Annotated in this window: 23 protein-coding genes; 6 read left to right on the forward strand and 17 right to left on the reverse strand. The window is 40.1% G+C overall.

What is annotated here, in order from left to right; translation table 11 throughout:
- Nucleotides 1-2: 2 nt before the first annotated feature.
- The 9 genes from waaC to SULBA_RS09440 are packed head-to-tail and all read right to left on the reverse strand — an operon-like array spanning nt 3 to nt 8,416.
- On the reverse strand, nt 3-983 hold the full coding sequence (waaC, locus tag SULBA_RS09400) for a lipopolysaccharide heptosyltransferase I (RefSeq protein WP_014770058.1): 981 nt from the start codon (nt 981-983) through the stop codon (nt 3-5).
- Nucleotides 980-2,053: a glycosyltransferase family 4 protein gene (locus SULBA_RS09405; protein WP_216593423.1), complete on the reverse strand. Its 1,074-nt coding sequence runs from the start codon at nt 2,051-2,053 to the stop codon at nt 980-982. The genes waaC and SULBA_RS09405 overlap by 4 nt, the downstream gene beginning before the upstream one ends.
- Entirely contained in the window at nt 2,019-2,936 is a 918-nt protein-coding gene (locus SULBA_RS09410) for a lipid A biosynthesis lauroyl acyltransferase (RefSeq protein WP_156790532.1), read from the reverse strand. The genes SULBA_RS09405 and SULBA_RS09410 overlap by 35 nt, the downstream gene beginning before the upstream one ends.
- On the reverse strand, nt 2,936-4,198 hold the full coding sequence (locus SULBA_RS09415; protein WP_014770061.1) for an O-antigen ligase family protein: 1,263 nt from the start codon (nt 4,196-4,198) through the stop codon (nt 2,936-2,938). The genes SULBA_RS09410 and SULBA_RS09415 overlap by 1 nt, the downstream gene beginning before the upstream one ends.
- Before the next feature lie 6 nt (nt 4,199-4,204).
- Nucleotides 4,205-4,771, reverse strand: a complete 567-nt coding sequence (gmhA, locus tag SULBA_RS09420) for a D-sedoheptulose 7-phosphate isomerase (RefSeq protein ID WP_014770062.1) — start codon at nt 4,769-4,771, stop codon at nt 4,205-4,207.
- On the reverse strand, nt 4,768-6,186 hold the full coding sequence (rfaE1, locus tag SULBA_RS09425; RefSeq protein ID WP_014770063.1) for a D-glycero-beta-D-manno-heptose-7-phosphate kinase: 1,419 nt from the start codon (nt 6,184-6,186) through the stop codon (nt 4,768-4,770). The genes gmhA and rfaE1 overlap by 4 nt, the downstream gene beginning before the upstream one ends.
- Nucleotides 6,179-7,192 (reverse strand): ADP-glyceromanno-heptose 6-epimerase, encoded by a 1,014-nt coding sequence (gene rfaD, locus SULBA_RS09430; protein ID WP_014770064.1) that lies wholly within the window; start codon nt 7,190-7,192, stop codon nt 6,179-6,181. Before rfaD ends, rfaE1 begins: the two co-directional genes overlap by 8 nt.
- 8 nt (nt 7,193-7,200) lie before the next feature.
- Nucleotides 7,201-7,710 (reverse strand): D-glycero-beta-D-manno-heptose 1,7-bisphosphate 7-phosphatase, encoded by a 510-nt coding sequence (gmhB, locus tag SULBA_RS09435; protein WP_014770065.1) that lies wholly within the window; start codon nt 7,708-7,710, stop codon nt 7,201-7,203.
- Nucleotide 7,711: 1 nt separating this feature from the next.
- Nucleotides 7,712-8,416 carry a tetratricopeptide repeat protein gene (locus SULBA_RS09440; protein ID WP_014770066.1) on the reverse strand — a complete coding sequence of 235 codons (705 nt, stop codon included), beginning with the start codon at nt 8,414-8,416 and terminating at the stop codon, nt 7,712-7,714.
- Between the two features lie 148 nt (nt 8,417-8,564).
- Here SULBA_RS09440 and SULBA_RS09445 point away from each other — a divergent pair, with 148 nt between their 5' ends.
- On the forward strand, nt 8,565-8,861 hold the full coding sequence (locus SULBA_RS09445) for a c-type cytochrome (protein ID WP_014770067.1): 297 nt from the start codon (nt 8,565-8,567) through the stop codon (nt 8,859-8,861).
- Nucleotides 8,862-8,953: 92 nt separating this feature from the next.
- On the opposite strand, the gene ccoS is transcribed toward SULBA_RS09445, so the two are convergent.
- Both ccoS and SULBA_RS09455 read right to left on the reverse strand, forming a co-directional pair.
- Nucleotides 8,954-9,193, reverse strand: coding sequence for a cbb3-type cytochrome oxidase assembly protein CcoS (gene ccoS / locus SULBA_RS09450; protein WP_014770068.1), 240 nt, complete (start codon nt 9,191-9,193; stop codon nt 8,954-8,956).
- Nucleotide 9,194: 1 nt separating this feature from the next.
- A complete protein-coding gene (locus SULBA_RS09455) occupies nt 9,195-11,615 on the reverse strand; it encodes a heavy metal translocating P-type ATPase (RefSeq protein ID WP_014770069.1) in 2,421 nt (806 codons plus the stop codon).
- 158 nt (nt 11,616-11,773) lie between these two features.
- On the opposite strand from SULBA_RS09455, the gene SULBA_RS09460 reads away from it, so the two are divergent.
- The 3 genes from SULBA_RS09460 (at nt 11,774) to tpx (ending at nt 16,396) form a co-directional block, all read left to right on the forward strand.
- A complete protein-coding gene (locus SULBA_RS09460) occupies nt 11,774-13,201 on the forward strand; it encodes an EAL domain-containing protein (protein WP_156790533.1) in 1,428 nt (475 codons plus the stop codon).
- 116 nt (nt 13,202-13,317) lie between these two features.
- Nucleotides 13,318-15,780: a diguanylate cyclase gene (locus SULBA_RS09465; protein WP_014770071.1), complete on the forward strand. Its 2,463-nt coding sequence runs from the start codon at nt 13,318-13,320 to the stop codon at nt 15,778-15,780.
- Nucleotides 15,781-15,856: 76 nt separating this feature from the next.
- Nucleotides 15,857-16,396 (forward strand): thiol peroxidase, encoded by a 540-nt coding sequence (tpx, locus tag SULBA_RS09470; RefSeq protein ID WP_014770072.1) that lies wholly within the window; start codon nt 15,857-15,859, stop codon nt 16,394-16,396.
- Here the strand turns inward: tpx and SULBA_RS09475 are convergent, their stop codons facing one another.
- Genes SULBA_RS09475 through SULBA_RS09485 form a run of 3 tightly spaced genes read right to left on the reverse strand, consistent with a single transcriptional unit; the run spans nt 16,397 to nt 17,924 of the window.
- On the reverse strand, nt 16,397-16,645 hold the full coding sequence (locus SULBA_RS09475; RefSeq protein WP_014770073.1) for a hypothetical protein: 249 nt from the start codon (nt 16,643-16,645) through the stop codon (nt 16,397-16,399).
- Complete coding sequence (pgeF, locus tag SULBA_RS09480) at nt 16,642-17,316, reverse strand: peptidoglycan editing factor PgeF (RefSeq protein WP_014770074.1); 675 nt, start codon at nt 17,314-17,316, stop codon at nt 16,642-16,644. The genes SULBA_RS09475 and pgeF overlap by 4 nt, the downstream gene beginning before the upstream one ends.
- Nucleotides 17,316-17,924 (reverse strand): riboflavin synthase, encoded by a 609-nt coding sequence (locus SULBA_RS09485; protein ID WP_014770075.1) that lies wholly within the window; start codon nt 17,922-17,924, stop codon nt 17,316-17,318. The genes pgeF and SULBA_RS09485 overlap by 1 nt, the downstream gene beginning before the upstream one ends.
- A gap of 148 nt (nt 17,925-18,072) precedes the next feature.
- Between SULBA_RS09485 and SULBA_RS09490 the strand changes: the two genes are divergently transcribed.
- Nucleotides 18,073-20,025 carry a methyl-accepting chemotaxis protein gene (locus tag SULBA_RS09490; RefSeq protein ID WP_014770076.1) on the forward strand — a complete coding sequence of 651 codons (1,953 nt, stop codon included), beginning with the start codon at nt 18,073-18,075 and terminating at the stop codon, nt 20,023-20,025.
- Between the two features lie 15 nt (nt 20,026-20,040).
- Here the strand turns inward: SULBA_RS09490 and SULBA_RS09495 are convergent, their stop codons facing one another.
- The 3 genes from SULBA_RS09495 to SULBA_RS09505 are packed head-to-tail and all read right to left on the reverse strand — an operon-like array spanning nt 20,041 to nt 22,378.
- Nucleotides 20,041-20,973 carry a 5-oxoprolinase subunit C family protein gene (locus SULBA_RS09495; RefSeq protein ID WP_014770077.1) on the reverse strand — a complete coding sequence of 311 codons (933 nt, stop codon included), beginning with the start codon at nt 20,971-20,973 and terminating at the stop codon, nt 20,041-20,043.
- Nucleotides 20,970-21,653 carry a 5-oxoprolinase subunit PxpB gene (gene pxpB / locus SULBA_RS09500; protein ID WP_014770078.1) on the reverse strand — a complete coding sequence of 228 codons (684 nt, stop codon included), beginning with the start codon at nt 21,651-21,653 and terminating at the stop codon, nt 20,970-20,972. Before pxpB ends, SULBA_RS09495 begins: the two co-directional genes overlap by 4 nt.
- Complete coding sequence (locus SULBA_RS09505) at nt 21,650-22,378, reverse strand: 5-oxoprolinase subunit PxpA (RefSeq protein ID WP_014770079.1); 729 nt, start codon at nt 22,376-22,378, stop codon at nt 21,650-21,652. The genes pxpB and SULBA_RS09505 overlap by 4 nt, the downstream gene beginning before the upstream one ends.
- A gap of 163 nt (nt 22,379-22,541) precedes the next feature.
- Between SULBA_RS09505 and mnmG the strand changes: the two genes are divergently transcribed.
- A complete protein-coding gene (gene mnmG, locus SULBA_RS09510; RefSeq protein ID WP_041671844.1) occupies nt 22,542-24,413 on the forward strand; it encodes a tRNA uridine-5-carboxymethylaminomethyl(34) synthesis enzyme MnmG in 1,872 nt (623 codons plus the stop codon).
- The last annotated feature ends 11 nt before the right edge of the window (nt 24,414-24,424 follow it).

Below are 24,424 nucleotides of genomic sequence, written 5' to 3' on the forward strand. Positions count from 1 at the left end.
AGTTAAGATAAGAGTGTACGAGCCACCTTAATAATCTCTTCTGAGGCAATCTCTTGAATGGAAAAATCATGCTTGTTAAGTTTCAAAGGATTGACACTGCTCTTAGATTTCACCACTTTGTTGATAGGTGTAATGTACACACGATTAATGGGAGTGGGACCAAAAATGGTGATAGAGGGAACATTAAGAGCCCATGCCATATGCGTGGGACCCGTATCATTGCCAATGAGCAGAGTACATTTTGAAATAACCTGTTTTAGGGCATCCAAAGAACCTCTTGGCAACACTTCTATAAAGGCACTTTTCTCTTGCATCCAAAGAGCCTTGCGATGCTCCTCTTCGCTTCCCCATACCACTAATGTCTTCATCTCTAAAGCTTGGGCAATTTCCACAAACTTCTCTTTGGGATAATTGCGACTCTTCCATGTTGAGCCAATGACAAACACTAAAAACCTTTCGGGTAGGTCTGCAACAACACTTTTACTAAACAAAAAAGGTTTTTTAGCCACAATTGCTTCACGAGGCACTTCAATTCCCAAAGGTTCACACAGCACTCGTACATTTCGATCAATCGTATTTTCACTATACGCAATCGAGACTTTTTTGGTGTAAAAAAAGGAAGCAATACCTTCTCGAATGGAGTCTTTATCAAAACCAGCAATTTCTTTTGCTCCAATAATCTTTGCAACCAATGCCGATTTTAAAAGCCCTTGCGCATCAATAATAAGGTCATAGTGATTTTTGGAATAGCTTTTTAAGAGACGATACTGAGAAAAGAGAGCACGCTTCTTTTTTCTCAGGGATTTCAGATTGACACATAAAACATTCTCTATATCAAGATTATTCTCCAATACACCCCTAAATGCTTCTTCTACGACCCAGTCTATCTTCGCATGCGGTAGGGCTTTTTTAATAAACTGTAGTGCCACCATCGCATGAATAATATCCCCCATTGCGGAGAGTTTGACAATGCAAATTCTCATCCTAAGACCTCAGCATACAATGCCGCATAGCGCTCAGCCATCTTTTCAGGTGAAAATAAATCCACATCCTGAAATGCACTCTCTATGAGTTGCTCTCGCAAGGTTTTATCCAAATAGAGTCTCTCAATAGCCTCTGCCAATGCGCTCACATCTTTAGGCGCAACCAAAAGACCATTTTTTTCATGGCAAATGACATCAGGAATGCCTCCCGCATTAGAAGCAACGATGGGAACCTTTGCCTGCATGACATCCAGTAAAATAGAGCCTAAACCCTCACGCAAAGAAGGAAAGACAAAAAGATCAAACGTGGCAATATAATCCCCTACATTGCTCACAAACCCCTCAAATGTGACATTTTTCAAAGAGGATGCTTGGGCTTTATACGCCTCTTCATCCTTGCCCTTTCCTAAAAAAAGAAGGTGCATATTCGCATAACGAGGCAAAAGTTCTTTCATTGCCTCGATAAGATAGTATTGCCCTTTGTGGTCATTGTCCAACTCACCAATATTGCCAATTACAAACTGACCACTAAAGCGTTCTTTTATTTTTTCGACTTCATGCGGTGAAACACTAAGCTTACTAAAAGCACTGGGGATAATACTCAAGTTTGCACGAGGCTCTATCTTTTTGACCTCTTCTAAAATAGCACGTGAAAGCACTACGGTTTTATGCGCATAACGGTACATTGCACGGGTAAAACCATTATTTTTAATCGCATTATCCACGCGTCTTGTAATGATATAAGGTGTTTTAAAAAAAAGATGCCCTAAAAAAGCAAATTGCGCTGCTTTGGTCTCATGCGCATGGACTAAATCAGCCTTTTTAAGAAGGCTAAGCGAAAGCAGATAGGGTTTTTTTACCTCAATGATCACGACATTCTCAAGGGCAAGTGCGCTCACTTTTTTTGCCAATTCGGCATGGCGCCTTGTTAAAAGTGTTTGTGTGTAGCCTTTATGTGAGAGCTCTTGAAGCAAAAGCAATGTCTGCCTCTCTCCACCTCTAAAGCCTTTGGCAAAGTTTACATGTAAAACGGTTTTAGACATCTCTTTTTCGCCTCTTTCGAATGCCATACGCACTTTTATGTTCACCCTTCCAACGCCTGTGAAACCAAAACCACTCCTCAGGTTTTGCACGAATGACCGCTTCCATCACATTTGCTTGGGCTTGTGTGGCTTCTAAAATATCGTGTTCCATATTTTCTGTATTTGCCACTTCTATGGGGTCATAAAAAGTGAGTGTATAGACTTTATGATCATCCGTGGAGATAAAAACTGGAACAATTAAACCACTGACACGCCGTGCCATAATGCTAGCAGCTGGGGTGTGTCGTACGTCTTTACCAAAAAACTTCACAATAATCCCTGCACGTCGAGAGGTATTTTGATCCACCAAAAGACCAATATTGCGCCCCTCTTTGACGGCTTTGAGCATGGGACGCATCGCCCCTTTTTTATCAATCAGTTCAATATCAAGCTGTTCTCTGTTTTGACGCACAATGTGATTCATCATTGGTGAATCAAGCGGTCTGCCAATACCACTAAGAGCCCCATAGCGTGCAGCAAGTGCCAATGAAACTAATTCCCAATTGCCATAATGCCCCGTTTGGAAAACAATGGGACGTTTGCTTTCAAGTGCTTGTTGCATAATATCTTCATTTTCAAAACGCACTTTCTTTAAAATCGCCTCTTTGGTGGTAGGATAATTACGCACAAAATCCGCTCCATTAAATGCAAGATTGCGATAGACCTCTTTGATAATCGCTTTTTTTTGCGCTAAAGAGAGCGTATCTTCATAGGCAAGGTTAAGGTTTGTCATCATAATAAAGCGATGCTTGCTATCACACAGACGTACAATGTCTGCAATAAAAACTAACAAAGGGTCTAAAAGAGCTCTGGGTATAAATGTGACCAAAAATCTAAAGATATGAAACAATACAAAATAAATTTTATCCATCATTCAACTTTTTTCAATAAACTACGGTACTCTTTTGGTTGAGTAGCAACCACACTAAATCCTACCACTAAAGCAAAGACAGTTAAAGGGTTCTGTAAAATCAATAAAGGTTCTGTTAAGCATCCAACCGCATAAACACTTAATAATAAAATACTCAAATGCCTATATACAGGAGTTTCAATACTAAGACGATACAATGATGCAAAGACATTTAGTAAAAGTATCAATCCAATTAAACCTCCTTGGACGACCGCCATTAAGTACTGGTTATGAAAATGCCTACTGACAACAAATGCTTTTACAGCTTCATCCATTCCAAAATCTTTTTTTTCTAATACCTCTTTAGCCCCTAACTTGTAATCCCCAAAACCGACACCAAAAAGAGGGTAGTCTAAAACAATTTCTTTGGCTAATAACCAATATGCAATACGACGGCCAACCGATGTATCAAATGAACCATTTTCTAATGTTGTTAGATTTCTAACTACTGCATTCACTCTTGATTCAAAGCGAGGTATCAGTGTGTAAAGACTATAAAGAGATAAAACAAATAAAATAGTCACACTTAAAAACAATTTCATATTATTTCTAAATAGCATGACAATTAGCAAACACACTGCTACTAAAAACGAAAGCTGACCTGTTCGACCATCCGATAAAAACAATGTCACAGTAAAAAGTAAAAAAAGAGCTAAAAACAAGCTTTTTTTCAACCAATCTATTTTTAACATTATCAAAAAATATAAAGAGCTTATTGCGCCTACTGCCATAAACATACTGTAATGAATAGAATTCATAAAAGGAGAAGTATTAACTTGCGTTTTATCTTTAATCTGCCACCACTCCAAATAGTGTCCCATGGAAAGAACACTGCTAACACACAAAGCACATAAAAATGCTAACACTAAAGGCTTAAGCCATTCTCTTTTGACCAAAAAGCCAATAGAAGGGACTAAGGAGAGTAAAAAATAGAGTTTTAAAATACCATCAGCATCGTCAAAATGCTCTGTCCATAAAAGTGTTAGAGTCATATAGCCAACAAAAAGAGCCAGAGAGAGCACAACAGGCGTTTGCCTTAGCCTTTCCAATACTCCTTTTACACCAAAATTTAAAAAAAGTAAAACAGGAAAATAAAAAACACAAAAACTGACAAACGCTCTTGAAAAAGGAACGAGTAACATAAATAAAAAAAGAGAATAAAAAGTAACTTTTTCTAGTTTCGTTTCAAAAGGATAAGAGAACATGGGAAAGGATAGACTCATATGCGCCTACTTCCACGAATCATCAATAGCTTGACAGATAATATGCCCTATCATAATATGCATCTCTTGAATGCGTGGGGTATCGTCACTTGGAACAACTATGTTAATGTCACAAAATTCATCCATCACGCCACCATCACGTCCACTTAAACCTATTGTTTTACACCCCATATTGCGTGCTAAACTCAAGGCTCGAATGACGTTTTTACTGTGTCCGCTGGTTGAAAAGCCGATTAAAAGGTCTCCCTCACGAGCGAGTGCTTCAACTTGTCTATCAAAAATGCGCTCAAATCCAAAGTCATTCCCCACAGCGGTGAGCACAGAGGTGTCTGTGGTTAAAGCAATCCCTGCAAGCCCTTTTCGCTCGGTTTTGTAGCGACCACTAAGCTCCGCTGCAATGTGTTGCGCATCTGCGGCACTGCCACCATTGCCACAGAGTAAAATTTTATTGCCATTTTTCAATGTTTCAGTAGCAATAATACATGCCGTATAAATATGATTTTGAAGACTCTGTATGGTTTTTTCAATTACGTTTTGATGCGAGAGCATCTCATTGTGTATCATGGTCATCATTGAGTTTGAACCTTTTTAATAATATTCGTAGTGCTCTTTCCTTCAACAAACCTGACTAAGCGCACCTCTTTGGCAATCTGGCTTCCCACAACCTCTTTGCCTTCGTAATCCGCCCCTTTCACCAACACATCGGGCATAATCGCTTCGATGAGATTTAAGGGCGTATCTTCCTCAAAAGGCACCACATAACTCACCGATTCAAGTCCTGCTAAAATGTAAGCTCTATCCTCTAAGGTATTAATGGGACGACTCTGCCCTTTTAAACGCTGAATCGACGCATCCGAATTCAGCCCCACAATCAGCATATCACCAAAGCTTTTAGCCACTTCTAGGTATTTCACATGCCCTACATGTAAAATATCAAAACAGCCATTGGTAAAGACAATTTTTTGCCCTTTTTTAGCTTTAAGGAGTCTTATCATCTGCTCTTTGGTTTTGATTTTACTCTCCGAAGTCGCCGTGCGCAAACTGTGTTCATACGCATCGACTTCATCAAGACTCACCGTTGCACTGCCTATTTTTCCCACAACCACCGCAGCAGCGGCGTTGGCAAACGAAGCCGCCTCTTGCATGCAAAGCCCACACGTAAGTGCATACGCCAAAGAAGCCAACACTGTATCGCCCGCACCCGTAACATCGTACACTTCACGAGCAACGGTAGGCATTTTATGAAAGGTATCACCAAAAATTGCCATACCATCTTCAGAGAGCGTGATAATGGCATACTCCAAATCCAAGCTCTCCTTGAGGAAGTTTCCTGCTTTTCTCAAACTTTCATCATCTTTGATGGTAATTTTTGAAGCAATACTTGCCTCTTTTTTATTAGGAGTAATGAGCGTTGCCCCACGGTATTTACTGTAATCATCCCCTTTAGGGTCGACCAAAAGTGGTTTATGATGCTTTTTAGCTAGCTCAATCACCTTACATGTAAAGGCTGTTGTGAGCACGCCTTTTCCATAATCTGAGAGCAAAATAGCATCGACATGCGGCAAATACATTTCACACGCACGCAAAAGCGCTAAAGAAGAAGCCTCGCTTATCTCATCTTTGGATTCGCTATCAAAACGCACCACTTGTTGATGGGAGGCTATCACACGGCTTTTTTTACTCGTCTTTCGCCCCTCTTCTCGTACAATGCCCTTAGCATCTGCACCTAAAGCTTCAAGCATTCCTAAAAGTTCATGTCCGTTGTCATCATCACCCACAACACTAAGCACGCTCACGTTTGCACCTAAACTTAAAAGGTTATTGACCACATTGCCAGCACCACCTAAAAGCACACTCTCTTTTTGCACATCCACCACCTGAACGGGTGCTTCAGGAGAAATGCGCTCACATTTTCCCCACAAATAGTGATCCAACATCACATCGCCAATCACCAATAAAGAAGGCTGATACGCTCGTAATCTATCCACGGTTCACTTCACTTTCAAAAATACGTCTAATCTCTGGTACATACGCCCTTATGCCCTCTTCCAAACTCACTTCTGGCACGTAGCCTAACGCTTTACATGTAAGGCTAATATCCGCCTGCGTATGCATCTGATACGCCCCAATGTAGGGATTTTCAAAATACTCTGTTTGAAAATGTGTGCCTAATTCTTTTTGCAAAATATCGGCAATATCTTGAAAACTACGAGGCAATGCTGTTCCCACATTGAAAACACCTGAAATGCCTGAAAGTGCGGCTTTTATGTTCGCTTGAATCACATCGTCAATGTAAATAAAATCTCTTAAAATCTTATCGGAGTTGTAAAAAAGGCGAGGTGCTTTGCCACTTAAGAGCTGTAATCCTAGTTGCAAGACCATCGAGGCAGTTTTATTTTTGAAGTATTCACGAGGGCCATACACATTAAAATAACGAAGCCCCACCACAGACATGTTAGGATGTTCTGCGCTAAATTTTCGTGCCAAATAGTCCATAGAGAGTTTACTAAAGCCATAGACATTTTGGGGCTGTTCAAACCCAACACGTTGTGGGCTAGGCGCATCTCCATAGGTTGCGCCACTAGACGCATACACCACCACGGCATTACTTTTGAGAGCCAATTCTAAAATGCTTTTAAAGGCATTGACGTTGGTTTTAACCATAATGCCTTGATCTAAAACCGTCGTATCCGAAATAGCGGCTTCATGAAAAATATAATCAACGTGGTACGCTTCTAAGGCTTTTAGTGCCACATCGTCGTTGATGTCACCACTAATCACTTCGCCTTGAAAACCAATCAGATTTTTAAAATGACCAAAACTCTTTAAATTGCCATTGGAAAAGGTCGCTTCACTGCGAAAACAGTCAAAAACAATGACACGACACTGGGGAAAATGTGTTTGAAAATAAAACGCTAAATTACTGCCAATAAACCCCGCTCCACCCGTGATAAGAACGGTTTTAAGATTAAAATCAATAAAAGGAGTTTGCATACGAAACCTTAGTTTTGAATAAGGTTAATTGTATCCAAAATTAAATTAACACAATATTTAGCCCCACCCTCACAGGCGCTACCGAGCAAAATGGTATTGTCTATGCCTGCACCTTGAGCTGCTTCCATGTCACTCCTCTTATCTCCAATCATCCATGAAGCTTTCACATCAATATCAAAGGCACGTATCGCCTCTTCAAACATGCCACTTTTGGGCTTCCTGCACGCACAATGCTCTTCTGGAGCATGGGGACAATGGTACACTGCATCGATTTTTATCTTTACATGTAAAAGCGCTTCACACATCCACTGGGTGAGTTTTTGAAAATCCTCTTCGCTGTAGTAGCCTCTTCCAATACCCGATTGGTTGGTGACAATAATGAGCAAATATCCTAAAGATTGAAAATGGCGTAACACTTCAAAAACGCCCTCGCAAAACTCAAAATCCTCAATTTTGCAAACATAGGCTTTATCGATGTTTATGACGCCATCTCGGTCTAAAAAAAGTGCTTTTTGCATCCTAGTCACCTAATTCTTTCGTAATGTCACTGAGCAAATTGGTGTATTCTAAATAAGCAAATGTATCTTTTTGTGCCATCAAAGCCTCTTTTGCCCTTTGAAAAAAGACACGTGCATTCTCTCTATTTTTAAGGTCATACGCTAAAAATTTTCCCATATAATAATTTGCAAAAACATGAAAAGGCTCTTTATTCAAAACGGTCTGCACCTCATCAAGGGCACTGTAAATATAAGCATTTTTTTGAAGACTCAACGCACGTTTCAAGCGAATCATATGCTGTGTGGGATCAACGAAAAGACTGTTTTTATACATCAAGGAAGCTTCGTTAAAAATGCCCATATCAAAATAACCATCACCCAAAGCATTCCAAGTGCTTTTATCATTTGTGCTTTGAGCTTGTGTTTTTAGGTGCGTTACTTTGAGAGCAAAAGGAAGAACCGTGGCAATTTTACTGTGCTGTACATAATGAGGATCCAATAAATACGCATCCACTAAGGTATCAAAACCTTTGGCTATTTCGCCTTGCTTGAGGTAAATATTGGCTAATTGAAGCATGCAAATAGCATTGGTTGGTTCATCCTTAAGAATGGACTCAATCATCTCTTTTGCTTTGTAGGTTTCTATACGCTCACTTTCGCATACACTGTGAGTGGCTGCAAATCCCATGACAGATACGCATACTAGAAACACTATTTTTCGAAACACACGACCCCTCTTCAAACTTTAAAATGAGCTGAATTATAGCGTTTTTTTATAAAAGAAAAATTGAACATAAATAATGATAAAAAATATAAGCAGGGATAAAGTCTGCTTCGTTATAATTTTCAGCACACAACTTAGGAAAGGGTATCAAATGAAAAAAATTTGCGCAGTTTTGGCAATTGCAGCAGTCTCTAGCCTTATGGCAGCTGATGGTGAGGCAATTTACAAAGCAAAATGTTTCTCCTGTCACAAAGAGAATGCAAAAACATCTGCTTTAAATAAATCCCAAATTATTGCAGGCTGGGAGGCATCAAAAATTGTTGCTTCTTTACAAGGCTACAAAGCAGGTCAAGGTGGACCAATGAAAGCGGTTATGAAACCTATCGCTTCTGGTTTAAGTGATGATGATATGAAAGCGGTTGCTGAAACCATCGCTGCATTTAAATAATTTACACACAACAGGGGCAAAGCTCCTGTTGCTACGTTGCACTAGGCACTAAAGCTTGCCTCTTCGAGGCAGAAGGTATTTTTGCTTTTGCTCTAATCAGGTGGGGCGTATCCTTTTTCTCTCTTCTCTTTTTGCTTTAAAATATCCTCTTTTTTACGCTCCATAGTCACTGCATCATTGAGTGCTTCTTCGCTATCAAATTGAGCCCCATCTAAAAATTTTTTGTGGTCATCAAATTGTCCGCTTCTAATGCCCCAGAGCAATGCCCACAATCCAAACGCACCCAAAAGTGTTGATGCACCTAACATCATTGCTACAACCCAACCATCCATTTTATAAACCTTTTAAAACATGCTTGATACGCATAGAATTTCCAACCACAACCAAAGAACTAAGTGACATCGAAAGCGCAGCAATGAGAGGAATGACATGCCCGCTCATCGCTAAAGGAATCGTAACAACATTGTAAAGCAATGAAAAAGCTAAATTCTCTTTAATCACCTTTAAACTCATGCGTGAAATGACAAAAGCATCGTGTAAGCTTTTCATGCTATCGTTGGTTAAGATAATATCACTCACCTCCACCGCAACATCTGCCCCACTGCCCATGGCAATGGCAATTTCACTTTGAGAAAGGGCTAGGGTATCGTTGATACCATCTCCTGCCATCACCACCTTTTTCGTTTGCTGGCGTAGCGTTTCAATGTAGGAAGCTTTTTCATCAGGAAGCAATCCTGCTTTAAACGTCGTAATACCCACCTCTTTGGCAATCGTTTCACTCACACGCTGATGATCACCGCTAAGCATGATAATCTCCAATCCTAAAGCCCTCAGCGCATCAATGCTCTCCTTAGCTCCCTCTTTTAAGCTGTCTTTGAGCCCAAAGATAGCAACCAATTCACCATCTATCGCAAAAAAATAGTGGCTTAATGCATCAAATTGCTCTTCTAAAACAATCTCAATACCTGCTTCTTGCATCATTTTTGCATTACCACCCAATAAAACATGCCCCTCATAAACGGCACTCAACCCCTTTGCTTCAAACGATTTTATCTGCTCTAATGCCTTTACATGTAAAAGCTCTTCACGCTCTTTAATAAAACGAACCACCCCTTGACTAATGGGATGATTTGAGGCATTAGCCAGAGCGTAGATTAAAGAAAAATCAACAATTTTCAGGGTTTTCATCTCTACCACATCGGGCTTACCTTTGGTAATGGTGCCTGTTTTATCCAAAATCAGCGTGTCGCATTTTGCCATGCTCTCTAAAAAACCTGCCTCTTTAAATAAAATGCCCCGCTTTGCTGCCAATCCCAAACCTACCAGCGTTGCCACAGGCGTTGCCAAAGAGAGTGCGCACGGGCAGGCAATCACAATCACCGAAATGGCGACAATTAAAGCAGTTTCAAATGAGCCACTTTGAAAATACCAAAATGTCCATGTACACAAGGCTAAAAAAAGAATGGTTCGGGAAAAATAGCCTGAGAGTTGGTTGGCAAACTTTTCAATGTGTGGCTTTTTACTCAGCGCATCTTCAAGCAATGCTACCAAACGTGTCAGCATTGAAGAAGAAAAAGTACTGCTTGCTTCATAACGAATCACACTGTCTAAACACAAAGCGCCGCTAAGTAATTTATCTCCTTTTTTTAACAACACAGGTTCAGACTCTCCACTTAAATGAGAAAGGTCAAAGGAACCCTCCCCTTGCGTTATCAGACCATCAATGACAATTTTATCGCCTGCTTTCACTTCAATCACATCGCCTACTCCAACACTTTCCACACGAACCAATGCTTTTTCATTTCCTTGAATCACAAGTACTTCAGTGGGTAAAACGCCGCCGTATGCGTCCAGTGTATCAACAGCTTTTTTCTTACTTAAAACCTCTAAATACTTCCCTGCGAATACAAAGGTCACAATCATCGTCACCGAATCAAAATAAACCTCGGCACTTTTACTAAACATCGCATAGATTGAAAAGCTATACGCAAGGGTTGCTCCTGTTGCCACCAAAAAGTCCATCGTAATATAACGATTTTTTAAACCATAATACGCCCCTTTAAAATAGACGGAGCCTGTATAAAAAAGCGTGGGGGTTGCCAAAACAAAGCCTGCAAAATTGAGAATATTTTTAACATTCTCTTGCATCCCCGTAAAATACCCTGCATACTGAGCAATGGCTATCCACATGACATTCATGGTTGCAAAAACGCCTACAAGAAGCTTAGAGTAGTATTCTCTTCGCAGTGCATTGGCTCGCTCTTCTCCCCCCTTAGGATCATACGGATAAGCGTTATACCCAATACTACGAATAGCTTCAATAATTTTAGAGAGTTTTGTAAGGGAACTGTCCCAAACAATTTTAGCTTTATGATTGGAGTAATTGATGGAAACTTCCACCACACCCTCTTGCTTTGAAATAACCTTTTCGTTCAACCATACGCACGCACTGCAATGAATCCCCTCAATAATCAGCGAAATCTCGCTAAGTCCCTCAGGCGTCTGTTTAACGTATTTGGAAACAAAACCCTCCAAATCAAAACGCACACTCTCTTCCAAATGCGCTTTAGGAGGCACTAGGGTTGTCTCACCCATCTTTTCATAGAAATTTTCCAAGCCCTCTTCTTGCAAAAGGTGGTAAATCCCCTGGCACCCTTTGCAACAAAAAAATTTTGGTGGGTTAAAGTGCACATCTTCCAGCAAGATAGAGGTATCGTATTCTAAATGGCAGTGATCACAGCGTTGTTTACTCATAAGCTTCTTTCACATAAAGTTACATCCTGCAAATATTATAACGTGACTTTTGTGTGATAAAGCTGATAGCCCTCTTAGCTTAATTTTATTTTTAAATCCTTTGTGATAAAGTGCGTGCCCTACATGTAATGGTGGGATTTCAAGCACAAAGGGACGAGGTGGAGTCACGTAAAAAAGAGTATGTTAAACTAGGAATTCCTTTTATATGTGCCGTACTTCCACTTTACGCTACACTTTGGTATAACTACTATCTTGCTTCGTATGTGCTTCTTACACTTCTAAGTGCTAGCAGCTTTGTGTATGTTGGAAAATTACGCTACAGCCATAAAAAATTTAAACATCGTCTTAAAAGCAATCTCTACACGGATTTTAACACCCGCCTTCCAAACCGCTTACAATTTTTAAAAGATGCACGAAGCCTCAATCCTTCTATAGATTCAACCCTAATTTTAATTAATATTGACTCTTTTCAAACCACCAATAATTTCTACGGTCATGCGTTTGGCGATGCCTTTTTAAGAACCATTGCGCATTGGCTTAAAAACAACCTCCCTCCCGTTGAAGCCACACTCTATAAGTGTGAAGCTGATATTTATGCTATTTTTATTGGAGTACCCTTTAATGAGTACAATCTTAAAAAATACCTCAAAAAAATCTCCATGAAAATCACCAAAGAGCATATTCTCTGTCGTGGTATAGAGATTGACACAACCTTGAGTATTGGCGCTGTACAAGGAAGAAAAAACCTTTTAAAACTCTCTTCCATTGCCTGTAAAGAGGCCAGAAATAAACGTATTTCTTACGTCATTTACGATAAAAGTTCGTATAAAGAGAAAGAGTATCATCACAATATTACGATGAATCACATCTTAAAAGAGGCTCTTTCAAAAAACCGCATTGTGCCTTTTTTTCAGCCCATCATCAATCTCAAGACAAAAAAAATTGAAAAATTTGAAACCTTAATGCGCATTCAAAAAGAAGATGGAAACCACTACCTGCCTTGTGAGTTTTTAGAGATTGCAAAACACTCTAAAATTTACTCAAAGCTTTCTATGGCACTGATTCAAAAAGCCTTTGAAACCTTTCAAATCTCTTCAAACAGCTTCTCCATTAATCTTTCGTATCTTGATATGACCAACAGTGTCACCAAAGCGTTTATCTTTGAAAAACTTGAAGAATTTAATGTCGGCTCATGGGTCATTTTTGAAATTTTAGAAAGCGATGGTATTGAAAATTATGAAGCGATTGCCTCTTTTATTGATGAAGTTAAAGCCTACGGTGTGACGATTGCTATTGATGATTTTGGCTCAGGCTATTCCAATTTTGAACGCATGACACAATTGCGTGTGGATTATATTAAAATTGACGGAAGTTTGATTAAAAATCTGGATAGAAATGAAGAGACAAAAATTATTGTTAAAAACATTGTCAATTTTGCAAAAGAACTTGGCATTAAAACCATTGCTGAATATGTCCATTCCCAAAGTATCCTTGCATGCGTTAAAGAGCTTGGCGTTGATTATGCGCAAGGCTATTACATAGGAAAGCCCTGCGCACATCTTACACCACTTCCCCAAAACACGTGAGTTTCTTCTATAAAAACATAAAACACTTCCTTTACATGTAATCATTCTTTTTTAATGTTTAGCTAAAGATTGTGCTACAATTTTAGCGCATCTACATTAAGGCAAAGAGGTTACAAATGCGTATACTCTTTTTATCGTTTCTCTTTAACGTGACTCTTTTTGCCAACCTACCCAAAGAGACTATTTCCCTTCAACTTGCATGGCTTCATCAATTTCAATCCGCTGGATTTTATGTTGCGCTAGAGAAAGGATTTTATGAGGCGGAAAATCTTGATGTTACGATTAAAGAGTACACGTCTCACACCCAACCTGTTCAAGATGTGTTAGAGGGAAAAAGTCATTACGGTGTCGTCAATGGATCATCTTTGTTGATTGATAGACATAACCAAAAACCTGTGGTCGCATTGATGGCTCTCTTTCAAAGAGACCCTTCTATTCTTATTAGCACCAATCCCTCTATCAAAAACCCATACGATCTGAAATACAAACACATTTTGATGTCCGATGAAGATTACCGTTCCGTTGGAATGCTTGCCATGTTAATGAGCCATGGCATTAAACGTGAAGAGCTCTTTTTACACCATCACTCGCTCAATTTAAACGATTTAATCACTCAAAAGGTTGATGCAATGGCATGCTACATTTCCAATGAACCTTTTATGCTTCATGAACAAGCTGTTGCTTTCACCGTTTTAAATCCTATGGACTATGGCTTCAATTTTTACGGGGATGTGCTTTTTAGTTCTGAAAATGAACTCTTACTCCACCCTCAAAGAACAAAAGCATTTTATAATGCCACGAAAAAAGGCTGGGAATGGGCATTTTCACATATCGATGAAACCGCACAACTGATTTATGAAAAATACAATACACAAAACAAAAGTCTCGAAGCCCTACGCTATGAGGGAGAAAAACTGAAAGCTTTGGCTTTTGATGAAGAGGGTTTTTTTGGTACGCTGAAAAGCAAAAAATTTGAAGAAATTATGGGTATTTATAAGGTTAGTGGATTTATAAAAAAAGAGACCTCTTTAGAGGGATTTCTCGATCCACTTTCTTTTGCGAAACAAACTATTCGCATTGGTGTTCTTGCAAGCCGTGATGAAAGCAATACCCTCTCACGTTCATGGAATGAAAACGCAAAATACCTCTCTTCACTCTTTCCGTATCATCGCTTTGAAGTTATTCCTCTTAATTTTGATGCAATGGAACAAAGTGTTAAAAATCATGCTATTGAATTTGCTATTACCAACCCTTTGCAAGCCATTCAACTTGAACATCGCTATGGACTAGGACGCATTGCAACACTGAGTTCTTATTATAAAAACAAACACTACAGTGAATATGGAAGCCTTATTTTCACACGTTCTAATGCTAAAGAGATTAACACTTATGAGGATGTTAGGGGTAAAAAAATTGGCGCTGTTTCACCCAACTCTTTTGGAGGATACCTCATTGGTATGAAAGAATTAGCCCTAGAAAAAAATGAAAAAATCATATTTTTAGAGACCCATTTTAATGTCATGAAAGCAGTATTGGAGGGAAGTGTTGATGTCGGTATTGTTCGCAGCGATATGGTTGAGCATATGGTTGATGAGGGACTAATGGATTTGAAAGAGATTAAGGTTTTAGGGGCAAAAACCTATCCTGATTTTCCATTTCTTATCAGTACCGAACTCTATCCAGGCTGGATTTTAGCCAAAACATCTCATACAAAAGATGCACTCTCCAACGAACTCTTAAGTACGCTCTTAAAATTATCAAATACCCCTACGAACCCATATTTTTATGGTGTTAACACTACTTTTGACTACTCCAAAGTGCATCACCTTCTAAAAGAGTTGCATCTTTATCCGTATGAAAACGAACCCTTTACCTTTAAAGATGTTTACACACGCTATCAATTTCTCTTCTTAAGCAGTGCCATTGCTTTTGTCATTATCCTTGCTTTTAGTGGATACATTCAATTCTTAAACCGTAAATTACGCCAATACACACACAAAATTGAACGCTTTAACGAGACCCTAGAACAAGAGGTTAATGAACGCACCTATGAACTCTCCTTGCTCAACTCAAAACTCAAAGACCTCGCCAACATCGACGAATTGACCAATATTGCCAACCGAAGATATTTTTTGCTGCTTGCTACGCAATATTTTCATGCGGCTAAGCGCAATTCCACACCTTTGTATATTCTCTCTTTAGATATTGATTTTTTTAAACGTGTCAACGATACCTATGGTCATGCAATTGGGGATGAAGTACTTAAAATCTTTTGTAAAAATGTTCAAGCCACTCTTCGTAAAAGTGACCTTTTTGGACGAATTGGTGGAGAAGAATTTTGCGTGTGCGCACAAAACATCCCTTTAGAAGGAGCACTGACACTAGCAGAGAGAATTCGTAAAAATGTTGAAAATAGCCATGAAAACATTGCCAACTTAACGATACCCACCATTACAGTAAGCATTGGAATCAGTGTGATGCAGCCTGAGGATTTAGAAATTTTTGACACCATTAAACGCTCTGATGAAGCCCTTTATAAAGCTAAGAACAGTGGACGAAATCAGGTACAAATGGTTTAGTTCCTTTAGTTAAGAGTTTGTTTATTCAACTGAGTTATAATGCCTCGAACATATATTTTTCTTAAAAGGACACACAATGGCAACAACCAAGCTCAAAGGCAATCTCGTTACCCTCACAGGGAAAGAACTAAACGTAGGCGATAGTGCACCTAGTGTAACTGTGGTCGCAAAAGATTTAAGTGAAATTAGCGTTGGTGGAAAAAGTGATAAAGCACAACTGATTGTTATTGTTCCCTCATTGGACACAGCAGTCTGTGCACAAGAAACCCGTACATTTAACACAAAAGCAGCGGCAATGAGCGAAGCACGTGTTGTGGTTGTTTCTATGGATTTACCTTTTGCAATGGGTCGTTTTTGTACCACAGAGGGCATTGAAAATCTACAAGTGGGTAGTGACTTTAGAGCAAGAGCATTGGCGGAGGCGTATGGCGTTTTGATTCAAGATGGTCCGCTTCAAGGTCTAAGCGCTCGTGCTATTTTCATTGTTGATACACATGGTAAAATTGCGTACAAAGAGATTTGTCCTGAAATTACAGAAGAACCAAACTATGAAGCAGCACTGTGTGCGCTTGAATCACTTACGGGTAAAAAAGGGTGTGGTTGCCACACCAAATAACTAACTCAGTTCTACACTCTCTTGTGTCTTTAAAAGCCACAAGAGAAGTTTCTCTACGCTTTGTATCTCCTGCTCTTTCATGCATACATCTGGCATAGCCATAATCTCTTCAATTAAGAGGCGATTTTGCAAAAAATTTACCTGATGACGCCTAGCATTTTCACTGATCTTTTCGTATTGCTGTTCACGAACGGTGCTGCTTAAACGTTTTTGTTCTGCTTGATACAGCGATAATCCTTTCGCCATCATAAGCAAATTACTCCCGCAAAACGCCCTGTTGTCTTCTCTCTACGGTATGAAAAATACCTTTCATCACAGCACGTACACACGGTTGAACGCTCTATATTTTCATCTAAAATACCCATAGCAGCAAAGGTGTTGAGATTGTAGGTGAGAAGGTCTAAAAACAGGCGTTCATTCTTTACATGTAAAACACTTTCAAAGCCCTGGGTTACCTCTTTGCCTACCTCATAACAACATGCCCCAATGCAAGGTCCCATCATCACACGTACCTCTTTCACCTCGGTGCCAAAATGGTGCATCATCGCCTCCACACATTTTACGCCAATCCCCTGCTTGCTTCCCTCACGTCCTGCATGCGCCACACCAATGGCTTCATGAATGGGATCATACATCAAAAGAGGAAGACAATCTGCCACCATCACCGCCAGTGCAATGCCTTTTTGGTTGGTTATCATCGCATCGCACGTTGGATTCATGGCTTCGTGTTCTACTACAACAACCGCATCTTTGTGTACCTGCTCCATAAAAACAACCGCACGTGCACCTATTTTTTCACGTAAAATGTCTCGATTTTCCTTTACATGTAAAGCATTATCGTTTACATGTAACGCTAAATTCAATGTTGAAAAAGCCCCTTCGCTTACACCGCCACAGCGCTCAGTAAACAAATAGCGCATCAATACGTCGCCATAATACGATCCACACCATTCCAGTCCAACGCCTCTTTTTTCTGAAACATATGGTAGAGATAGCGTGCGAACATATCGGTCTCCACATTAACCCTGCGCCCTACTTTATACGAAGCAATCAGCGTTTTTTCGAGCGTATGCGGAATAATCGTCAAACGAAAACTCTCTTTTTTCACCTCATTGACCGTTAAACTCACCCCATCAATACTCACACTCCCCTTAGGAATCACAAATTTTAAAGAGTCTTTAGGAAGTGAGATTTCAATATCTAAGCCATTTTCTCTTTGCGTTAAGCTCTCAATCACCCCCACACAATCCACATGTCCTTGTACCATATGCCCATCAAGCCTATCACCTAGAGCAAGTGCGGGCTCCATGTGCACCTTTCCTTTAAGATTTTCAAGGGCTAAAAGAGAGCGACTCTCCAAAGAGAGCTCGACACTAAAACCACTCTCAAAAAGTTCTATGACTGTTAAACACGCACCATTAATCGCAATGCTATCGCCAATAGCAGGTTTGTAGTTGGCACGAAGGCTTAAAACCGTGTTAGCGTAACTTACCACTTCCGCAAATTCTCGAATCAATCCTGTAAACATGAAGCACCTTTTCGTATTTAAGAGGCATTATATCGTGTTTAAAATTGAGAATTCCTAAGAGGCGCAATGCCCTAAAAAAGGGAGTTTAAAAAGTTTCTTTAATGTTATTCCTGTATAATTTTTATATATTCTTGTTAAGGAGCCTTTTATGCAACAGTGGTCCATTTCCAAAAAAATTTACCTTCCTTTGTTTGGGAGTATTTTTATTGGTTTTCTTTTAATTCTTACCTTTTCTTATCTGAGCATTCAATCCATCGAAAATGACGTCTACAAGAGTGAAGAAGAAAGTTTAAAGGTCTATGTTACCAATCAATTAAACGCCCAATACGATGTTGCATTAACCAATGCCATTACCATTGCCTCAAACTATTATGTCATGCAATCCTTGATCAATCAAGACCGTAGCCTTGCGATGAAAGGGCTTCAAGAGCTCACCCAACTCTACAAAGAGCAAACCACTTACAAAGAGGCTCAAATTCATATTCATACCCATGATATTAAGAGTTTTTTACGGGACTGGATGCCTAATAAATTTGGCGATGACCTCTCCAGCTTTCGTCAAACGATAAAAAAAGTCAAAGAGAGTAAAAAACCTCTAAAAGCGATTGAAATGGGTGTTGCTGGAATGTCTTTACGAGGGGTTGCCCCCGTGCTAAAAGAGACAGAGTACCTAGGCTCGGTTGAATTTATCAACTCCTTTGATGCGGTTGTGGTCAATGCCAAAAAAGATTTGGGTGCCAGTGTGATGTTTCTTACCGATAAAAAGCTTCTTAACCTTAGCGCAACCGCCAAAGATGCACTTTTGGCAAAAGACACTGCCCTTTCACAAAAAAAAGAGATAAGCAATATCAAGCTCTTTGAAGAAATTAAAGAGCTTAACCTAGCCTCAATGGGTGCACGCTTTACCACACAAAATTATTTTGTAGTCAGAGAAGAGCTCCTCTCGTTTGATGGAAGCAGAGCAGGTGAAGTACTGATTGCCAAAGAGTTAGAAGCTGTTAAAGCCGTTGTGCACGAAGCGCAATATGTATTAATTAAGCAATTACTGATTATGGGTGTAGTCACTAGCTTCATTATGGCAATGCTGATTCTTGCCTTAAACAAAATGGTCATCACCCCTATTCAAGAGCTAAAACAAAGAGCGGAAAATCTCTCCAGTGGCGATGGAGACTTAACCAAAAAAATGGAAATTAAAAGCGGTGATGAGATAGGTCAAACCTCAAAAGCTTTTAATCTTTTCATTGACAAAGTACGTACAACCGTAAGCCTTGCTAAATCTTCAAGCAATGAGAATGCCTCTGTAGCCAATGAACTAAGCTCCACCGCATTAGAAGTGGGTAAACGTGCCGAAGAGACTGCACTCATCGTAAATGACACGCATCACATGTCCCAAAGTATGAAAGAAGAACTCGCCAACTCTTTGCAAAAAGCAGAAGCATCCAAAGAAGAAATCAACACAGCACACGCCAAATTAATTCAGGCAAAAGAGCAGATTCTCAAAATGGCAGCACAAGTCCAATCCAATGCGCATATTGAAATCGAACTGGCACGTCAAATTTCACAACTCAGTCAAGATGCCGATCAAGTCAAAGGTGTTCTAACGGTTATTTCTGACATCGCAGATCAAACCAATCTTCTAGCCCTTAACGCTGCCATTGAAGCCGCAAGGGCTGGAGAGCATGGTAGAGGATTTGCTGTTGTTGCTGATGAAGTAAGAAACCTCGCAGAACGCACACAAAAAAGTTTAACAGAGATTAATGCAACCATTAATGTGATTGTTCAAGCCATCAATGATGCGAGTGATCATATGAATACCAACTCAAAAAGTATGGAAAACTTAACACTCATTGCCTCAAGCGTTGAGCAAAATATTACAGAGACAACCATTATCATGGATAATGCCACCCTTTCAAGTGAGCATACCGTACAAGATTATGTTCAAACAGGAAAGAAAATTGATGCCATTGTCACAAAAATTGAACAAATCAACACCATTACCCTTAGCAATACCCGTAGCATGGAAGAGGTCAGTGGCGCAACCGATCATCTGAGCGGCTTAACTGAAAATCTTAACAGTGTGTTGGGAAATTTTAGAACCTAAATTCTAAAGTAGGCGTTAGTCTGCGCCTACTTCTTCACAAAACCTATAAAATGTTTGGGTAGCTTCTTGTGCTTCTTCAAGGGAAACCTCACAAAAACGAACCCTACCCCCTGCTTTTAATTGCGCCAATTTAAAACAATCCACAGCAATGACAGAACCAATTTTGGGATACCCTCCTATGGTTTGACGCTCTTTTAAAAGCACAATGGGCTCGCCATGACTTGGCACTTGCACCGCACCGTAACAAATAGGTTCAGAGAGAATACCACTCGTGCGTGGTACCACCTTTTCCCCACTCAAACGATACCCCATGCGATCACCCTCGCCTTTAAAAGTATAAGCCGTACTAAAAAAAGTTTTTTGCGCCTCTTTGGTAAAGAGTGCTTCTTGATACCCCTTAAGAAGACGCAGGGTTATTTCATCAGAATAGGTAGGAATAAAAATACTTTTGAGTTTTCGCACTTCATGGCATACCGTTGTTTCCTTCACGTCAAGAAAATCGCCTGCCTTGAGTTTACGCCCCTCAATCCCTCCTAATCCCTCCTTCAAACTGGTTGAAAAACTCCCATACGCATAAGGGGTTTGAAAACCTCCTTGCACGGCAAGGTAAGCAAACTGAGCATCACTGGCAAAAGCAAACGATAACACATCGCCTTTTTGAAGCGTGTGGGTTTGCCACAACGCCAACGGTTTGCCTTTACATGTAAGATTCATCGCAGCACCACATACAGCTATACGTATCACTCCGTGCGCCTTTAAAGCCAAACCACCCAAAGCAATTTCAATCACAGGGGTGTTAAAAGGGTTTCCAACCAACATATTAGCATAGGCAAATGCGAGTTCATCCATTGCCCCACTTTGGGTTAAGCCAATGTCACCAAAACCTCTGCGCCCTGCATCTTGAATGGAGCTTTGAAGACCTGCATTTTCAACACTAAAGCCATTCATAACACACCGCCTAAGCGTAAAAATTCCTCTTTAGAAATCGGCTCGTAACACACCGTATCACCTACATGTAAAAGCGATAATCCCTCATACGTTGCATCAAACATTGCCATAGGTGTTCGTCCTAAGATTTTCCACCCACCAGGACTTTGAGCAGGATAAACCGCACACTGCCGATCGGCAATAGCCACACTGCCTTTGGGAACGGCTTTTCGAGGGTTTGAAAGTCTTGCGGTTGCCAAACGGGCATCAAGCTCTCCTAAATACGCAAACCCAGGGGCAAAACCAATCGCATAAACCGTGTAAATTTCGTTTACATGTAAAGCAATAATCTCTTCCACACTCAAAGATTTTTCTTCCGCTAAAAGGGCTAAATCAAGCCCAACCTCTTCTCCATAATACACAGGAATCTTCACACGTTTAGACGGAGTCAATGCACAGGCTTCTGCTCCTTGCAAAATCCGCTCTAACGCCTCGCACGCACTTTTAAAATCAAAGCGTAAAACATCATAACAAACCATTAACGAGGCATACGAGGGAATCACTTCATAAAACCCCTCAATTTCCGCCTTTTTCAATGCAAAATAAGCTTTTTGAACCTCCTGTGAAAGAGAAGGATCAATTTTGTCCCCAAAATAGACAATCACACACGATTCAGAAGCAATAACATACGTACGGCTCACATGCTTTTCCTCAGTGTTTCTACCAACAAAACAGCCTCTTCATTGTCTCCATGAACACATAAGGTATCTGCTCTTAATGCAATTTTTTTACCCGAAATCGTCTCTAAGACACCCTCTTTTTGCAGCAATTTTAGACGTGCCAAAACCTGCTGAACATCATGAAGTACGGCACCCTTTTGTGTACGAGGCACCAATAAACCCGCATCATCATACGCCCTATCCGCAAACACTTCATACAAAAGTTCTAAGCCCAATGCCTTAGCAATGCGCTCATGTACCGACGTATCAACCATGGAGAGAATCATCAGCTTTAAGCGAGGATTAACCCGAGCCACAGCCTTAGCAACCGCCTCAAAAATGCGTTCATTTTTCATCATATCGTTGTAAAGTCCCCCGTGGGGTTTTACGTAAGAAAGCGTAGCATTGTGCGCTGTCGCAAAACCTTGCAAAGCACCAATTTGATAAATCACCATGGCTTCAATCTCCTCCAAAGAGCACGCCATACTACGCCTACCAAACCCTACCAAATCAGGATAAGCAGGATGCGCACCAATGCTAACCCCGTGTTTGAGCGCCAATTGAATGGACTTATCCATAATCAAAGGATCTCCTGCATGAAATCCACATGCAAAATTTGCCATATCAACATAAGGCATAATCGCCTCATCCAATCCCATCTTCCACGAACCAAAACTCTCACCCGCATCACAATTTAGACGTATCATGACCGTATCCTTTATAGAACTCTTTTGTGTTAAGAATCTTACCACAAATAAAAAAGTGAATTGTGCTTAATTCTTTACCATTACTCTTACATGTAAAGATTTAAAAACATTAATCATTGTATAATGAGACAAATCTATGTACACAACGAAGGTAAAAATACGTATGAAATATGATGTGATTGTAATTGGCGGAGGGCATGCAGGCATTGAAGCTTCTTTAGCCTCCGCGAGACTTGGGCATAAAACCCTTTTACTCTCTTTATTAGCAGAACAAATTGGAGCAGCAAGCTGTAACCCAGCCATTGGTGGACTTGCCAAAGGACACTTGGTGAAAGAGATTGACGCACTGGGTGGTCAAATGGGACTTGCTACGGATAATGCGGGCATTCAATTTCGCACCCTCAATCTCTCCAAAGGACCAGCCGTTCGTGGTAGCCGTGCACAAATTGATATGGATAGGTACCGCATCTACATGCGTACCATTATCTTAAACACCGAAAATCTTTATGTGGCACAAGAGATGGCAGAGAAAATCATCACAGACAATGGTATCGTGACAGGCGTTATCACAGCCTTAGGAAATCACTACCATGCACCAAAAGTCATTCTAACCACAGGTACGTTTCTAAAAGGGCTGATTCATATTGGAGAATTCCAACAAGAAGCAGGACGTGTAGGCGAATTCCCCTCACGCACCCTAAGCGATTCTATCCAATCTTTGGGCATTAGAATGGGGCGATTAAAAACAGGAACATGCGCAAGGATTGATGCAAAAACGATTGATTTTTCAAAAATGGAACTGCAACCAGGCGATGAAAATCCAATGCCTTTTAGCTTTAGAACCGAGCGTGAGAGCTTTAAACCTTTTCAACTGCCTTGTTATATTGCCTATACCAATGAAGAAACGCATACGATTATTGAAGGGAACTTTCACAGAGCACCCCTTTTTACAGGACAAATTAATGGCATAGGGCCTCGTTATTGTCCGAGCATTGAAGATAAAATCAACCGTTTTCGAGACAAAGAACGCCACCACCTTTTCATTGAACCGCAAACCCGTGAGGCAACCGAATATTATATTAATGGTTTTAGTACTTCACTTCCTACAGATACTCAATTAAATATGATTCATTCCGTACAAGGAATGGAAAATGCACGCATTGTACGGTACGGTTATGCTATCGAATACGATTATGTTGACCCAACAGAGCTCAAACACTCCCTTGAAACCAAAAAAGTTTCAGGACTCTACTGTGCAGGTCAAATTAATGGCACCACAGGGTACGAAGAAGCAGCAGCACAAGGCTTGATGGCAGGAATTAACGCCTCGCTGAGCCTAAGGGATGAAGAGCCACTTGTTTTTAGACGTGATGAAGCCTATATTGGTGTTTTAATTGATGATTTGGTTACCAAAGGAACGAAAGAGCCTTACCGTATGTTTACAAGCCGTGCAGAGTATCGCTTACTGCTTCGTGAGGACAACGCTGATTTAAGACTAATGCCTTATGGCTATAAAATTGGTCTCATCGATGAAAAAACGCATGAGAAAATGGTGAAAAAACAAAAAGAGCTGAAAGAAGGACTTCGTTATCTTGAAGAGAGCAGCCTTACACCTTCTCATGAAAACAATGCTTTTTTAGCGAGTATTGGAGAAGATAAAATTACCGATAAAGTCTCCTTGCAAAAAATTGTTGCACGTTCAGACTTTAGTATTGAAAAATTGGAAAAACTCGCCCCTTTGGTCCTCGAATTTAGCGAAGATGCAAAAGAGCAAATTTTAGTCGAAGCGAAATATAAAAATTATATCATCAAGCAAAAAGACCAAATTGATGGCATGAAGGAGATGATGAATGTTAAAATCCCACCGATGATGGATTTTAGTTCGATTTCAGGGCTTAGTAACGAGGTGGTTGAAAAATTGCAACGCTTTAATCCTCCTACCTTATTTGCAGCCAGTGAAATCAGTGGCATGACCCCTGCGGCGCTTGATATTTTACATGTATACATTAAAATACACAACAAAAAAATCAATTGACGAAATAGTGA

Origin of the sequence: Sulfurospirillum barnesii SES-3, from assembly GCF_000265295.1 — a bacterium.
In the GTDB taxonomy this organism is placed as follows: Bacteria; Campylobacterota; Campylobacteria; order Campylobacterales; family Sulfurospirillaceae; genus Sulfurospirillum; species Sulfurospirillum barnesii.

Excerpts from the sequence above, each read along its gene's own strand:
- waaC (WP_014770058.1), bottom strand. The coding sequence starts at position 983 with ATGAGAATTTGCATTGTCAAACTCTCCGCAATGGGGGATATTATTCAT.
- SULBA_RS09405 (WP_216593423.1), bottom strand. The coding sequence starts at position 2,053 with ATGGCATTCGAAAGAGGCGAAAAAGAGATGTCTAAAACCGTTTTACAT.
- SULBA_RS09410 (WP_156790532.1), bottom strand. The coding sequence starts at position 2,936 with ATGGATAAAATTTATTTTGTATTGTTTCATATCTTTAGATTTTTGGTC.
- SULBA_RS09415 (WP_014770061.1), bottom strand. The coding sequence starts at position 4,198 with ATGAGTCTATCCTTTCCCATGTTCTCTTATCCTTTTGAAACGAAACTA.
- gmhA (WP_014770062.1), bottom strand. The coding sequence starts at position 4,771 with ATGATGACCATGATACACAATGAGATGCTCTCGCATCAAAACGTAATT.
- rfaD (WP_014770064.1), bottom strand. The coding sequence starts at position 7,192 with ATGCAAACTCCTTTTATTGATTTTAATCTTAAAACCGTTCTTATCACG.
- gmhB (WP_014770065.1), bottom strand. The coding sequence starts at position 7,710 with ATGCAAAAAGCACTTTTTTTAGACCGAGATGGCGTCATAAACATCGAT.
- SULBA_RS09445 (WP_014770067.1), top strand. The coding sequence starts at position 8,565 with ATGAAAAAAATTTGCGCAGTTTTGGCAATTGCAGCAGTCTCTAGCCTT.
- ccoS (WP_014770068.1), bottom strand. The coding sequence starts at position 9,193 with ATGGATGGTTGGGTTGTAGCAATGATGTTAGGTGCATCAACACTTTTG.
- SULBA_RS09455 (WP_014770069.1), bottom strand. The coding sequence starts at position 11,615 with ATGAGTAAACAACGCTGTGATCACTGCCATTTAGAATACGATACCTCT.
- SULBA_RS09465 (WP_014770071.1), top strand. The coding sequence starts at position 13,318 with ATGCGTATACTCTTTTTATCGTTTCTCTTTAACGTGACTCTTTTTGCC.
- tpx (WP_014770072.1), top strand. The coding sequence starts at position 15,857 with ATGGCAACAACCAAGCTCAAAGGCAATCTCGTTACCCTCACAGGGAAA.
- SULBA_RS09475 (WP_014770073.1), bottom strand. The coding sequence starts at position 16,645 with ATGATGGCGAAAGGATTATCGCTGTATCAAGCAGAACAAAAACGTTTA.
- pgeF (WP_014770074.1), bottom strand. The coding sequence starts at position 17,316 with ATGCGCTATTTGTTTACTGAGCGCTGTGGCGGTGTAAGCGAAGGGGCT.
- SULBA_RS09485 (WP_014770075.1), bottom strand. The coding sequence starts at position 17,924 with ATGTTTACAGGATTGATTCGAGAATTTGCGGAAGTGGTAAGTTACGCT.
- SULBA_RS09490 (WP_014770076.1), top strand. The coding sequence starts at position 18,073 with ATGCAACAGTGGTCCATTTCCAAAAAAATTTACCTTCCTTTGTTTGGG.
- SULBA_RS09495 (WP_014770077.1), bottom strand. The coding sequence starts at position 20,973 with ATGAATGGCTTTAGTGTTGAAAATGCAGGTCTTCAAAGCTCCATTCAA.
- SULBA_RS09505 (WP_014770079.1), bottom strand. The coding sequence starts at position 22,378 with ATGATACGTCTAAATTGTGATGCGGGTGAGAGTTTTGGTTCGTGGAAG.
- mnmG (WP_041671844.1), top strand. The coding sequence starts at position 22,542 with ATGAAATATGATGTGATTGTAATTGGCGGAGGGCATGCAGGCATTGAA.